Source organism: Streptomyces sp. NPDC027962 (assembly GCF_055566095.1).
On sequence record NZ_JBVHTA010000004.1, the window covers coordinates 120025 to 132221 of the forward strand.

The 12197-nt window shown below is 71.7% G+C and carries 14 protein-coding genes; 4 read left to right on the plus strand and 10 right to left on the minus strand.

Going from position 1 to position 12197, the window contains the following annotated elements; genetic code table 11:
- Positions 1-2: 2 nt before the first annotated feature.
- The 4 genes from tdh to ACZ4SA_RS05320 all read right to left on the minus strand — a co-directional run bounded on the left by tdh (position 3) and on the right by ACZ4SA_RS05320 (position 3361).
- Positions 3-1031: an L-threonine 3-dehydrogenase gene (gene tdh, locus ACZ4SA_RS05305; RefSeq protein WP_468270043.1), complete on the minus strand. Its 1029-nt coding sequence runs from the start codon at positions 1029-1031 to the stop codon at positions 3-5.
- A 147-nt stretch (positions 1032-1178) separates the two neighbouring features.
- Positions 1179-2102: a DUF6397 family protein gene (locus ACZ4SA_RS05310; RefSeq protein ID WP_468270044.1), complete on the minus strand. Its 924-nt coding sequence runs from the start codon at positions 2100-2102 to the stop codon at positions 1179-1181.
- Between the two features lie 118 nt (positions 2103-2220).
- Positions 2221-2625, minus strand: coding sequence for a roadblock/LC7 domain-containing protein (locus tag ACZ4SA_RS05315; RefSeq protein ID WP_468270045.1), 405 nt, complete (start codon positions 2623-2625; stop codon positions 2221-2223).
- A 121-nt stretch (positions 2626-2746) separates the two neighbouring features.
- Positions 2747-3361 (minus strand): GTP-binding protein, encoded by a 615-nt coding sequence (locus tag ACZ4SA_RS05320; protein ID WP_468270046.1) that lies wholly within the window; start codon positions 3359-3361, stop codon positions 2747-2749.
- A 118-nt stretch (positions 3362-3479) separates the two neighbouring features.
- On the opposite strand from ACZ4SA_RS05320, the gene ACZ4SA_RS05325 reads away from it, so the two are divergent.
- Positions 3480-4049 (plus strand): GNAT family N-acetyltransferase, encoded by a 570-nt coding sequence (locus ACZ4SA_RS05325; RefSeq protein ID WP_468270048.1) that lies wholly within the window; start codon positions 3480-3482, stop codon positions 4047-4049.
- 95 nt (positions 4050-4144) lie between these two features.
- Here the strand turns inward: ACZ4SA_RS05325 and ACZ4SA_RS05330 are convergent, their stop codons facing one another.
- The 4 genes from ACZ4SA_RS05330 to ACZ4SA_RS05345 form a co-directional block, all read right to left on the minus strand.
- Positions 4145-4549, minus strand: coding sequence for a DUF742 domain-containing protein (locus ACZ4SA_RS05330; RefSeq protein ID WP_468270051.1), 405 nt, complete (start codon positions 4547-4549; stop codon positions 4145-4147).
- Positions 4546-4968 (minus strand): roadblock/LC7 domain-containing protein, encoded by a 423-nt coding sequence (locus ACZ4SA_RS05335; protein ID WP_468270052.1) that lies wholly within the window; start codon positions 4966-4968, stop codon positions 4546-4548. Before ACZ4SA_RS05335 ends, ACZ4SA_RS05330 begins: the two co-directional genes overlap by 4 nt.
- Positions 4965-7478, minus strand: coding sequence for a sensor histidine kinase (locus ACZ4SA_RS05340; RefSeq protein ID WP_468270054.1), 2514 nt, complete (start codon positions 7476-7478; stop codon positions 4965-4967). The genes ACZ4SA_RS05335 and ACZ4SA_RS05340 overlap by 4 nt, the downstream gene beginning before the upstream one ends.
- A 66-nt stretch (positions 7479-7544) precedes the next feature.
- Positions 7545-8354: an MHYT domain-containing protein gene (locus ACZ4SA_RS05345; RefSeq protein WP_468270056.1), complete on the minus strand. Its 810-nt coding sequence runs from the start codon at positions 8352-8354 to the stop codon at positions 7545-7547.
- 184 nt (positions 8355-8538) lie between these two features.
- Here ACZ4SA_RS05345 and ACZ4SA_RS05350 point away from each other — a divergent pair, with 184 nt between their 5' ends.
- From ACZ4SA_RS05350 to ACZ4SA_RS05360, 3 genes are all read left to right on the plus strand, one after another.
- Positions 8539-9168 (plus strand): class I SAM-dependent methyltransferase, encoded by a 630-nt coding sequence (locus ACZ4SA_RS05350; protein WP_468270058.1) that lies wholly within the window; start codon positions 8539-8541, stop codon positions 9166-9168.
- A gap of 195 nt (positions 9169-9363) precedes the next feature.
- On the plus strand, positions 9364-9675 hold the full coding sequence (locus ACZ4SA_RS05355) for a hypothetical protein (protein ID WP_468270060.1): 312 nt from the start codon (positions 9364-9366) through the stop codon (positions 9673-9675).
- Between the two features lie 74 nt (positions 9676-9749).
- Complete coding sequence (locus tag ACZ4SA_RS05360) at positions 9750-10553, plus strand: hypothetical protein (protein ID WP_468270062.1); 804 nt, start codon at positions 9750-9752, stop codon at positions 10551-10553.
- Positions 10554-10721: 168 nt separating this feature from the next.
- Here the strand turns inward: ACZ4SA_RS05360 and ACZ4SA_RS05365 are convergent, their stop codons facing one another.
- Together ACZ4SA_RS05365 and ACZ4SA_RS05370 are read right to left on the minus strand one after the other, a co-directional pair.
- Positions 10722-10904, minus strand: a complete 183-nt coding sequence (locus ACZ4SA_RS05365) for a hypothetical protein (RefSeq protein ID WP_468270064.1) — start codon at positions 10902-10904, stop codon at positions 10722-10724.
- 117 nt (positions 10905-11021) lie between these two features.
- Positions 11022-12104 carry a fatty acid desaturase family protein gene (locus ACZ4SA_RS05370; RefSeq protein ID WP_468270066.1) on the minus strand — a complete coding sequence of 361 codons (1083 nt, stop codon included), beginning with the start codon at positions 12102-12104 and terminating at the stop codon, positions 11022-11024.
- Positions 12105-12197 lie beyond the last annotated feature (93 nt).

Here is a 12197-nt window from a genome sequence, read left to right on the forward strand (position 1 = left end):
ACTCAGACGGTCCAGTCGAGGATGATCTTGCCGCTGCGGGCGGTCGCGGCTTCGTCGAAAGCGGCGTCGAAGTCCTGGTAGCCGTAGCTGCCGGTGATCACGGGGCTGAGGTCGAGGCCGCCCTCGAGCAGGACCGTCATCGCGTACCAGGTCTCGAACATCTCGCGGCCGTAGATGCCCTTGATGGTGATCATCGATGTGACGATCCGGGACCAGTCGACGGCGAACTCCTGCGCCGGGAGGCCGAGCATCGCGATGCGGCCGCCGTGTGTCATGTTGTCGACCATGTCACGCATGGCCTCCGGGCGTCCTGACATCTCGAGGCCGATGTCGAAGCCTTCCTTGAGCCCCAGTTGCTGCTGTGCCGCGGCGATTTCGGTCTCCGCGACGTTGACCGCGAGGGTCGCTCCGACCTTGCGGGCGAGTGCGAGACGGGACTCGCTGACGTCGGTGATGACGACGTTGCGCGCGCCGGCGTGCCGGGCGACGGCCGCGGCCATGATGCCGATGGGGCCGGCGCCGGTGATGAGCACGTCCTCGCCGACGAGGGGGAAGGAGAGGGCGGTGTGCACGGCGTTGCCGAACGGGTCGAAGATCGCGGCGACATCGAGGTCCACCTTGGTGCGGTGCACCCACACGTTGGACGCGGGGAGTGCGACGTACTCCGCGAACGCTCCGTCGCGGCCGACTCCGAGACCGATGGTGCTGCGGCACAGGTGGCGGCGGCCGGCCAGGCAGTTGCGGCACTTGCCGCACACCAGGTGGCCCTCACCGCTGACGATGTCGCCGACCGCGATGTCCTGGACGTCCGCACCGATCGCGGCGACCTCGCCCACGAACTCGTGACCGAGGACCCGTGGCGTGGTGACGGCCTGCTGGGCCCAGCCGTCCCACGACCTGATGTGCAGGTCGGTGCCGCAGATGCCGGTGCGCAGCACCTTGATCAGCACATCCGTGGGCCCGGTCTCCGGCTCCGGCACGTCCATGAGCCAGAGTCCGGGCTCGGCATGCTGCTTGACAAGTGCCTTCATCGGTGCGGCTCCAGGCGGGCGACGGGAGGGACGGTCGAACTGATCCGTTACCGAAAATACGGCCCCGATCAGCGGACGGGCTCCAATCTGCCCAGCTCGGAGCGTCACGTCCATCGAGGTTTTCTTAAGCGGACCCACAGCGCAGCTTCATGCCCGCCCCGCCTTTCTGCGCCACAGCCGGCCGAGCAGGGCCCGTGGCACACCGCGCGAACGGCCCGGCGCCACGGGCCCGGGTGCCTGCCGCCCCGGGTCGGGACCACTCGGACCTGTTGCTGATGACGGTCTCGTGATCCGCGGCCGGGGCTCCGGGCGCGGGGCCGGGGAGTGCTCGCGCGCCTCCCGCAGCGCGTCGGCGAGGCTCACGCGGTGCCACAGGATCTCGTCGGGGTGGTCGGCCAGCAGCAGCCGCTCCACGATCTCCCGGCCGGCGGGCGACTTGGGCAGCACGGGCACGAGGTCCGGTCGCAGCACGCGCAGATGCGAGCGTTCGTAGGGGTCGGGCACCACGTCGGCCGTCGTCACCGGATCGAGCACGGCCGCGATCGCGGCGGCCCGGCGCCAGGGATCGGAGGTGGCGCACAGCAGCCGGCCGAGCCGGCGTCCCCGCCAGTTCCGCGGTCGCCGGTCCTCGCCCGCTTCCAGCGCGGCTCGGACCCGCGGCGGTGTCACGCCGGTCAGCAGATCGGCGTGCTCCCGGGCCACGTCGCGCACCTCCTCGGCGCGATAGAGCCACACGACCGCGTGGTAGCGGTTGACGTAGAAGCGGACCGGGGTGAAGTGGCCCGTGCGGGCGAGCCTGAGGAACCGGCCCTGGCTGATCCCGGCGAGCTCGGCCCCCTGTGCCGTGCCCACCGTCCGCAGCCGATTCCGGAGGGCGTCGGGGAAGCCCGGCTCGCCGTGGAGACGGTCGATCTCCTTCCGGTCGATCCGAGGCGGTCCGCCGCGCGCCTCCGGCGCCGAGCGAACTTCACCCAGCTGGAGCGCCAGCTCCAACTCGCCGCGCCTGAGGCCCAGTTCCTGCGCCGCCCGGCCGAGCGCGAAGCCGCGATGGGCTGCCTGCCGTGCTGCCATGACGATCTCCCCCGTGAGCTGTGAATACTCTCGGTGACGACCGTAGCCCGAAGCTGCGACATCCCGCCCGGCCCTGTGGATAACTCCCCGAGCCGTAGGCGAAAGGGCCAGAAAGGGGTCAGAAGGGGCTGCCGCCGGGCTGCCGCGCCGCGACGCCGAGGTGCTCGCCCACCCGGTTGACCATCAGCGTCATCTCGTACGCGACCTGGCCGACGTCCGCCTCCGCGGCGCTGAGCACGCACAGACAGCTGCCCTCGCCCGCCGCCGTCACGAAGAGCAGGGCTTCGTCGAACTCGACCATCGTCTGGCGTGCCCGGCCCGCTCGGAAGTGACGGCCGGACCCTCTCGCGAGGGAGTGCAGACCTGAGGAGACGGCGGCGAGGTGTTCCGCGTCCTCGCGAGCGAGCCCGGCGCTCGCGCCTGTCACCAGACCGTCGTTCGACAGCACGAGTGCGTGCCTGATGTGTTCGATCCGCTGTGTCAGGTCGTCCAGCAGCCAGTCGAGTCCCTTGTCCAACGCCATGGTCCGTCGTCCTCCCCGCTCGTACGTTCCCCGTGGCCTCGCGTCCCCGTGGCCTCGCGTTTGCCCGTAAGCCTTTCGCACGGGGCGGCGCACGGCAAGGTATGCCGGCTCCCGGACGCCGTCACTGCGGTGGTGCGATCGAGTCGAGCATCCGTGCCGTGTGCACGCGCCCGGCGTACTCGACGAGGCGCACCAGCACCTCCTTTCCCGAGTCGCGTTTCCTCGCGTCGCACAGGACGACGGGCGTTCCGTCGTCGAGATCGAGGGCGCGGGAGACGTCCTGAGCGGCGAAGGTCCGGGCGCCGGGGAAGCAGTTCACGGCGACCACGAACGGGATCCGGCGGTGTTCGAAGTAGTCGACGGCAGGAAAGCAGTCGCACAGCCGCCGGGTGTCGGCGAGGACCACGGCACCGAGGGCCCCCTGCGAGAGCTCGTCCCACAGGAACCAGAAACGGTCCTGGCCAGGTGTGCCGAAGAGATACAGCGACAGCCCTGAGCGGATGGTGATGCGCCCGAAGTCCATGGCGACGGTCGTCGTGGTCTTGCGGTCGACGCCCTCGGTGTCGTCGACGGTGCGGCCTGCCCGGCTGAGCTGTTCCTCGGTGCGCAGTGGCCGGATCTCGCTGACCGCGCCGACCAGGGTGGTCTTGCCGACGCCGAAGCCGCCGGCGACAAGGATCTTCAGCGCAAGGGCGGTGGTGTCCTCGCCGGTGCTGTCCAGGGTCTGGGGGTCCATCGGTCGCTTCTCTCCGGTGTGGGTGTGCAGGTCTGAGTGCCCGGGGCGGGAACGGGCGCCGCGAGCGGCGCCGGGAAATTCGATGGCCCGCCGATGGAGGGCCGACCATGATCGGGGCATGCATGTCTTCCTCGAGACCGACCGTCTGACGCTGCGTGCCTTCACGAACGCCGATGCCGGTCAGGTGCGCGACGTCGTCGACGACCCCGAGGTCATGCGCTACATCAACGGCGGCCGACCTTCCTTGGACGGGGAGGTCGAAGGCGGGATCATGCCGCGTTTCCTCCACCGCTATCCCTGCCTCGGCGGGCCGGGCTGCTGGGCGGCCGAGGACCGCGGCTCCGGGGCGTTCCTGGGCTGGTTCGTCTTCCGCCCCGAGGCCGACGACAGTTGTCGGGAGATCGAGCTGGGGTACCGTCTGGGCCGCGCAGCATGGGGGCGGGGACTGGCGACGGAGGGGTCGCGGGCACTGATCGACAAGGGTTTCTCCGAGGTGGGTGTGGAGCGGGTGACCGCCAACACGATGACGGTCAACACCCGTTCACGTCGGGTGATGGAGAAGTCCGGCCTGAGCTTCGTGCGCACCTTCTTCGAGGAGTGGCCCGATGTGATCGAGGGCTCCGAACTGGGGGATGTGGAGTACGAGCTGACCCGGGCGCAGTGGGAGCGCCGCGCGTCCCGGAGTTGACCCGGGTCTCACGTCACAGAGGCCGTACGTCCCGGTGCGACCCGGCCGCCGCTCCCCCGCCCCGGCCTGTGCGCAGTGCGCCGGCCCGGCGGTCCTCACAGCGCCCTCAGTCCCTCGATCACCTCCCTGAGAATCCGTTCGTCGGGCAGCTGCGCGGGCGGTACGGGTCGGCTGACCTTGACGTATCCGGCTTCGAGCAAATCTCCCAGCAGCACCCGCACGACGCCGACGGGCAGGTCGGCGTCGGCGGCGAGTTCCGCGACGGACTGTGTCTCGGACCGGCACAGGGCCAGCAGCACCCGGTGCTCGGGGCCGAGGAGGGACTCGTCGCCGATGCCGGCGCCGTCGGGGTCCACGACGACGAGCGCGATGAGGTCGAAGCGCACGTTGCTGGGCCCGGGCTTGGTCCGGCCACCGGTCATCGCGTAGGGCCTGACCAGCGGGCCCGCCGCCGCGTCGTACCACTGACTGCCGGCGGGCCCGGCGCCGGTCCCGCTCATGTCGCGTCGACGCGCGGCGGCGTGCGCAGGTGTTCGCCGACGCGCTTGACGAGGCGGGCCATCTCGTAGGCGATCAGCCCGATGTCGGCAGCCGCGGAGGTGAGCACGGCGAGGCACGAGCCGTCTCCCGCGGCGGCCACGAAGAGGAAGCCGTCGTCCATCTCCACCATCGTCTGGCGTACGCGCCCGGCTCGGAAGTGGCGTCCCGCGCCCTTGGCGAGGCTGTGGAAGCCGGACGCGACGGCGGCCAGGTGTTCCGCGTCCTCGCGGCTCAGCGCCTGGGACGCGCCCACCGGCAGGCCGTCGTTGGACAGCACGACAGCGTGCCGGACCTGTCCGGCACGCTGTACGAGATCGTCCAGCAGCCAGTCGAGGTCGCCGAACCTGTAGTGGGCCGCGGCTGTCTCGTATTCGGTCATGCGTGCTCTCCTTCAGTGCCTGGGGCGGTAGGGCCCGGCGCGGTGCCGCCGCCTCTGGTCCAGCCGTTGCGGTACGCGGTCATCCGGTCGCGGACCAGTTCGGGGGTGCGGTGCGCGGGGCCGTCGTCCGTGCGGGCGCTGCGCGGCTGCTCCTTCGGGGGTGCTTCGCGCAGCTGCGGTACGAGGTGTGACTGCCGCACGCGCCGCGGGAGTTCGCCTTCTTCGGTCGGCGAAGCGGTCTCACGCAGCCGCAGGGCCCGCAGAGTCTGCGGCACGGGTGGCCCGGGAGGTGCGCCGATCGCCGGACGGGCCGCGCGGGCTGCCATCGGGGTGGGGGCAGGAGCGGCGGGGGGCGGCGGCGTCCGCAGCGCGGTCCGCGGCGGCTGCTCCGGCGGCCGGGCGGCGGGCTTGCTCGCGCCGGCGGAGGCGCTGTCAGGGGCGGGCAGGGCGCTTTGGAGCAGGTCGGTGGGCAGCAGGATCACGGCCGTGCTGCCGCCGTAGGGCGAGGTGCGGAGATGGACCTTGATGCCGTGGCGGGAGGAGAGTCGGCTGACGACGAACAGACCGAGCCGGTCGCTGTCGAAGAGGTCGAGGGCCTCGGACTCCGCGAGTCTGCGGTTCGCCTCCGCCAGGGCTTCCTTGCCCATACCGAGGCCGCGGTCCTCGACCTCCAGCGCATAGCCGTTGCCGACGGGTTCGCCGCTGACGCGCACTTTCGTGTGCGGTGGGGAGAACTGGGCGGCGTTCTCGACCAGTTCGGCCAGCAGATGCGTGACGTCGGCGACGGCGGCGCCCACGACGGCCGCCTCCGGCAGGGTGCGCACCTCGATGCGCGCGTAGTCCTCGATCTCGGAGACGGCGGCCCGGACGACGCTGGTCAGCGGGACGGGAGTGCTCCAGGCCCGGCCGGGGGCGGCGCCGGACAGGATGATCAGGCTTTCCGCATGGCGGCGCATACGGGTCGTGAGGTGGTCGAGGCGGAAGAGGTCGCCCAGTTCGCCCGGATCGTCGGCGCGCCGTTCCATCGCGTCGAGCAGCGTGAGCTGACGGTGGACGAGCGTCTGGCTGCGCCGAGCGAGGTTGACGAAGACTCCGGAGATGCCACCGGCCAGTTCGGCACGCTCGACGGCCGCGCTCAGGGCCGCCCGGTGGACGCTGCCCAGAGCCTCGGAGACCTGTCCGATCTCGTCGTCGGCCGGTGCGCCGGGCGGGGCCTCTTCTTGGATGTCGATCTGCGCACCGGCCCGCAGGCGGCGCATGGCGTGCGGAAGTTTGCGCCGGGCGATCGCGAGGGCGCTGTTGCGCAGGGTGATGAGTTCGACGACGAGGGCCCGTCCGATGCGTACGGAGATGACGAGCGACGCGGCGACGGCGACCAGTCCGAGGAGCACGGCGGCGCCCGCGACGGTCAGAACGCCCCCGCTCACCGGGTCGGACCGGTCCACGGCGCTGCGGCGCGCCTGCGCGGCGATGTCGCGCATGCCGTCGCTCACGGCGCTGTGCGTCCGGTCCCAGGCGTCCGGGGCGACGGCGGTGGCCGCCTTGCGGCCCGCGGGTGATGCGGACACGCGGTCCTCCGTGGCACGCAGTTGGCGGTAGGCCGGCTGTGCGGAGAGCTCATGCCACGCCGCGCGTTCGGGGCCGCGCAGGTCGGCGGCGGCGCCGGCGGCGAGGGTGGTGCGGGCGGCGGCTGCCCCCGTGAAAAGGCGCAGCCGGTCCGCATCGAACGTTCCACCGGCCTGTGCGGAGCTCAGCAGGGCGTCCTCCCGTGCGAGCATCTCGCCGGACCGGGCGAACTCGAGCAGGACGCGTGCGTCGGAGCCCGACCCGCCGGCCTCGATGCCCGCGACCGCGCCGGACACCTCGAGCGCGGCGGTGACGACGTCGGTGTAGGTCTCGTATGTCCTGTCCCACGAGACCTTGCCGTCGAGGACTTCGGTGCGCGTCGTGCCGAGTTTGCGGGCGAGTGAGACGAACCGGCCGAGTCGTTCGGCGACGGCCCGGGGTACCTCGCCGCCGTCGGCGACCGTGTGCGCGTCGTCGAGTCGAAGGCGCCCCACAGCGTCGTCGGTGCGGCCCGCCTCGAGTCGCAGCGCGGTGGACCGTTCCTCTGTGGGGTCCGTCAGCCGGCGCAGGGCCGCACGGCGTTCGGCCTGCAGCGCGGCCATGGCCAGGGCGACGGGTGTGCCCACCTCTTGCTCGACGCGCTGCGACAGGCGGAGTCGTGTCACGTCCTGGGCGGTGGTGACGGTGGCGAACCCCCAGAGAGCCAACAGCGACAGGACGGGCACCATCAGCAGCGAAATGATCTTGGCGCGTACGGTCCTGGGACGGGGCATCAGGCGTCGGCGTCCGGGATCCGGCTGCGGCGGCGCCGCATACGGTTCGTGGCCGGTGTGCTCGACGGCCGGCGGCCCGGCGTGTGCCCGTCGCCCGCGGACGGCCGGCCCGGTCGGCGGCGGGTGCGGGGGCCGGCTCTCGCCGCCCTGGGTCGTACGGGGTGTGCGCATGGCTCCTCGTTCCGGATACATGCCGGGCGCGGCAGCGTCGCCCGGGCTGGTCCAGCCGGACTGGATCTAGGCGTGGGCGATGGTCTGGTTGGGCTTGCCGGTGGTCTCCGGGCCGTTGTCCGTGGCCTGTTCGGCGGTGAAGTAGGCGGCGCGTTCACCAGCGGTCGGTGAGAGTGCGACGAACGCGGCGGTGACGAAGAGGTAGGAGCCGAGGCCGACCGCGAGCGGGAAGATGAACTGCATCGCGGTGGCGCCGGGCAGGTGCCCTCCGGCGGGTGCGACATCGACGGCGACCGCGAGCATTCCGGTGTAGTGCATGCTGCTGACGGCGGCCCCCATGACGAGCGAGGAGACGGCCACCGCGACGGGCGACTTGATGTTGAGCGCCGCCCAGAGGGCCGCGGTCGCGGCGACCACCGCGATGGCGACGGACAGCGCGACGATGAGCGGGTCGTAGTGGACGGTGCCGTGCAGCCGCAGGGCAGCCATGCCGAGATAGTGCATGCTGGCGACACCGATGCCGGTGGAGATGCCGCCGATCAGCAGAGCCCCGATCCGGTGGCGGCCGTAGCCGACGCAGAAGACGCCGGCGCCGACGACGAGCATGGCGACGAGAAGGCTGAGGATCGTCAGCGGCACGTTGTAACGGATGTCGGTGCCGCGGACGGCGAAGCCGAGCATGGCGACGAAGTGCATCGTCCAGATGCCGGTGCCGATGGCGGAGGCGGCGGTGATCAGCCAGTTCCGCCGGGATGGGCCGGTGGCGGAGAGTGCGCGCACGGTGCAGCGCAGCCCGAGGGCAGCGCCGATGACGGCCATCGCGTACGACAGCACGGGGGTCAGCAGGCCGAAGGCGGCGTGGTCCAGGTGTCCCATGGCTCAGGGACGCTAGCCCCGAGGGGGGCGCACAACGGGGGCGCAGTTCGAAAGCTGATGGAATATGACAGAGAGATGTTTCTGAACGATCGTGCCGCGCTCGAACGTGTGCACAGCTCGGCCATATGCCGCTCTCCCGCATCCGGCGGCGACGCCTCGGTCGTCATGGCGGATCATGGTGCGCATGGCCGATGACCGCACGACCCATGACCACACCAACGTGCAGGAGTTCTTTGGTGCCCGGGCAGCGGACTGGGACAGCCGCTTCCCCGACGACGGCCCCGCGCACGCAGCCGCCGTCACCGCACTCGGGCTCCGCGCGGGGGACGCTGTGCTCGACGCGGGCTGCGGCACGGGACGCGCACTCGAAGCCCTGCGGACCGCGGTGGGCCGAGACGGCGTGGTCCTCGGCATCGATCTGACACCCGCGATGCTCACCGAGGCCCGCCGCGCGGGACGCGATGCGGCCGGCCGGCTGCTGCTCGCCGATGTGGCCCGGCTGCCGCTGCGCACCCACTGTCTCGACGCGGTGTTCGGCGCCGGCCTGATCTCCCATCTGCCGGAACCGGCGGACAATCTGCGGGAACTCGCCCGCGTTGTTCGACCGGGCGGCCGGCTCGCCCTCTTCCACCCGGTGGGCCGCGCGGCGCTCGCGGCACGGCAGGGACGTGAGGTCACTCCGGACGATCTGCGCGCAGAGATCAACCTGCGGCCGCTCCTGGCCCGTTCGGGATGGCTGATGACCTCGTACGTCGACGAGGACGACCGGTTCCTCGCCCTGGCGACGCGTCAGGACGACACGGTGACGAACTGATCCGGACCGGACGTGGTCGGAGGGTCCGGATCCCGGCGGCGCCGGGGCCGAGCCCCACCCGGCCCCAGGAGGCGAGCGGCTCCCCCCTACGACGGACTCCCGCAACGGGCCACCACGGGCCCTCTCGTCTCCGTCCGAACGCGGTGCGACAGTGGAAGACTTCAACTGTCGGCGGCGTCTGCCGCCTCTGAGAAGGTGGTCCCCGTGCTCGCTCGGCTCCGCAACTTCCTCGCGTCACGCTCCGCCCGCTCGAAGGCCCGTGACCACCCACGGCAGCACAACCTGTTCGAAGCCGCCGCGACGCATGTGACGGCAACCATCGAGGACGACGACGACCGCCTGGACGAAGCGGCGGGCTGGGTCGCCCCCGACGCGCTCGTCTTCGGGATCAATCAGCTCGCCTGCCGCGCCGTGACCGCCCTCGCCCGAGAGCGGAACGAGCCGGTCGAGGCGGTGGCGCGTGAGCTCCTCGGCCTCCCGCGGGCGGACAGAACCGGATCGAATTAGCGGCCGCGAGCCCTCGACGTGCGGGTTACCCACTGGTTAAGGTGCGCCGACGACGATGGGATGGGGAGGTTGCCGTGGCCGGGGCGGAAGAAACCGTCGACGACGACTCGCTGTATGTGCTGACCGCGGCACTGCTCACACCGGCACAGTTCCCGAGCGTGCTCGGCGACGACTACCCGGCCGCGTGCCAGGCGCTGCACCTCGAGCCGTACGCCGAGGGCTACGGCCTGGTTCTCGGACAGGACTCCGACGGCGCACGCTGGACGGTCGTGGTCGACGACGTGTCGCTCGTCGCTGTCGCCATCGCCTCCTGGGACTGCGGGATGGAGTACGACCTGTCCCCCGACGAGGGCAGCGTCGTCGGGGCGCTGCCGGGCTGGCCGCTGGCCCTCGCGGTCGCCGCGCCAGGGGTGCCCGCGCCGCACGACCCCGATCCGAAGGAAGGCGACAGGCCGCCGCTGGCCCCGCCGGACACGAGCAGCTGGGGGCCCGCCCAGCGCAGGCTGGGCGCCGACGAGGTGGCGCTGCAGTGGGCGCAGTGGCGTTCCGGGATCGACGACACGGGGGGGCTGGTCTCCGCCGACGCGCCCGAAGAGGAGCGCAGGCCGCCCCGGGAAGGTGTGCGTCGCGCCCTCGAGGAGGCGCGCGCGTACGTGGAGTCGGCGCCGCCGCCCGGCCGGGTGCGGTCGTCGTTCGCACCGGGCGGTGCACGGACCCTGCGTGCCGACGGCCCCGGCTGGTCGCTCGTGGCCAGGACCGACGACATCGCCTTCGTACTGCTGGACGAGGAGCCGGGCCACGTGGTGCCGGTGGGCCGCGGCCCGGAGCTGCCTGGCTTGCTGGAGGCGCTGGAGAAGGTGGCCGTTCACCCGTCCTGAACCACGGCGGCCCGGCCCGCGGCACGACGTGAGCCGCGGGCGGGACCACAGGTCAGGGCCCCGCCCGCGGCTCACGTCGGCGTCAGCGGTGTCGCGTCATCGGCGGTGCAGCCGTGTCGGAGAGGCGGCCGGGCGCCGGTTCGGTGCGCGGCGCGCCAACCACTCCCGTCAGCGGCCGATCTCCTTGCGCGAGATGCGCCGCAGCCGGCGGCGCTGGCTCGGGTCCAGCATCAGATACGCCACCGCGGGTACGCCGAGCACCACCAGCAGTGACAGCCAGAATCCCAGCAACGGCATCAGGAGCAGGCCGACGGCCACTCCCCCGATCACGATCTTCGTGCGTGTCGTCATTTCCGACGCCTCCTCCGCGGCTCTGGCCGCTTCTGGTGTGAGAACGTGCGCGCCCGTCCCGCAGTTCCACTATGCGGGCCTCTCCTGTGCGAGCGTCTCCCCTGTGCGGCGTCTCGGCTACTGCGCGGCCTTGCGCAGCGGCTCGCCGACCTCGTGCAGATGGGTCAGTGCCTGGCGGTACGACTCCACCAGCCCGGTCTCCGTGTACGGGATGCCCAGCGAGCGGCAGTGTGCACGCACCAGCGGCTGGGCGCGCCTCAGGTGAGGACGGGGCATGCTCGGGAAGAGGTGGTGCTCGATCTGGTAGTTGAGGCCGCCGAGGAACCAGTCGGTGACGAGGCCGCCGCGGATGTTGCGCGAGGTGAGGACCTGACGGCGCAGATGGCCCCACTCCTTGCCGGTCTCCTCGTCGGGCATCTCCATACCCTTGTGGTTGGGCGCGAAGGCCATGCCCAGGTGGAGGCCGAGCACCATCTGGTGCACGAGCGCGAAGAGCACGGCCTGCCCGAGGGGCATCGTGGTCAGCAGAAGCGTGCCGTAGGCGGCGAGGTGGGCGATCAGCAGCAGGCCTTCGACAGCCCGGTCCTTGTGCGACTGGCGGCCTGCGGGCCGCCGGGTGAAGACGGCACGGAAGCCGTAGATCTTGAGCGCGATGCCCTCGAGGGTGGTCAGCGGGAAGAACAGCCAGGCCTGGTGGCGGGTGAGCCACCCGAGCAGCCCGGCGCGGCCCCCGGTGTGCTTCTCCGTGAAGACCAGGACGTCGGCCGCGACGTCGGGGTCCTTGTCGATGTGGTTCGGGTTGGCGTGGTGCCGGTTGTGCTTGTCGTTCCACCACTCCTGGCTCATGCCGAGGAGCAGGTTCGCGTGGACGAGCTGGATGGTCCGGCTCGTGCGGCGGTCGCCGCTGATCTGCGCGTGTCCGGCGTCGTGACCGAAGAAGGCGGCGCGGGTCGAGAACAGGGCCAGCAGGGGTGCGAGCAGCAGCACCCACCAGGATCCTCCGGTCAGTGCCACGCCGGTGATCACGGCCGCGAGGGCGAGGAGGTTCACGGTGATACCACGCGCGTACCAGCCGGCACGGCGCTGCAGCAGTCCCTGCTCCTTGACGGTCCGCAGCAGCGGTGCGAACTCGCTGCCGTTGACCGGCCTGGTTCTCGCAGGAGCGATGGGCGGGGCGAGGATGGCAGTGCCCTGGGGCATGGTGGGTCTCCGGTCTGTGGACGACGGGTGCGCCGGACGCGCGAAAGACGAGGTCAGGCCGGATCCGCGAACTGTCCGGCTCTCCGGCCTGAT

Bases quoted from the DNA above. Each gene is read 5' to 3' on its own strand.
- tdh (WP_468270043.1), bottom strand. From the start codon at position 1,031: ATGAAGGCACTTGTCAAGCAGCATGCCGAGCCCGGACTCTGGCTCATG.
- ACZ4SA_RS05310 (WP_468270044.1), bottom strand. From the start codon at position 2,102: ATGGCAGCACGGCAGGCAGCCCATCGCGGCTTCGCGCTCGGCCGGGCG.
- ACZ4SA_RS05315 (WP_468270045.1), bottom strand. From the start codon at position 2,625: ATGGCGTTGGACAAGGGACTCGACTGGCTGCTGGACGACCTGACACAG.
- ACZ4SA_RS05320 (WP_468270046.1), bottom strand. From the start codon at position 3,361: ATGGACCCCCAGACCCTGGACAGCACCGGCGAGGACACCACCGCCCTT.
- ACZ4SA_RS05325 (WP_468270048.1), top strand. From the start codon at position 3,480: ATGCATGTCTTCCTCGAGACCGACCGTCTGACGCTGCGTGCCTTCACG.
- ACZ4SA_RS05330 (WP_468270051.1), bottom strand. From the start codon at position 4,549: ATGAGCGGGACCGGCGCCGGGCCCGCCGGCAGTCAGTGGTACGACGCG.
- ACZ4SA_RS05335 (WP_468270052.1), bottom strand. From the start codon at position 4,968: ATGACCGAATACGAGACAGCCGCGGCCCACTACAGGTTCGGCGACCTC.
- ACZ4SA_RS05340 (WP_468270054.1), bottom strand. From the start codon at position 7,478: ATGCGCACACCCCGTACGACCCAGGGCGGCGAGAGCCGGCCCCCGCAC.
- ACZ4SA_RS05345 (WP_468270056.1), bottom strand. From the start codon at position 8,354: ATGGGACACCTGGACCACGCCGCCTTCGGCCTGCTGACCCCCGTGCTG.
- ACZ4SA_RS05350 (WP_468270058.1), top strand. From the start codon at position 8,539: ATGGCCGATGACCGCACGACCCATGACCACACCAACGTGCAGGAGTTC.
- ACZ4SA_RS05365 (WP_468270064.1), bottom strand. From the start codon at position 10,904: ATGACGACACGCACGAAGATCGTGATCGGGGGAGTGGCCGTCGGCCTG.
- ACZ4SA_RS05370 (WP_468270066.1), bottom strand. From the start codon at position 12,104: ATGCCCCAGGGCACTGCCATCCTCGCCCCGCCCATCGCTCCTGCGAGA.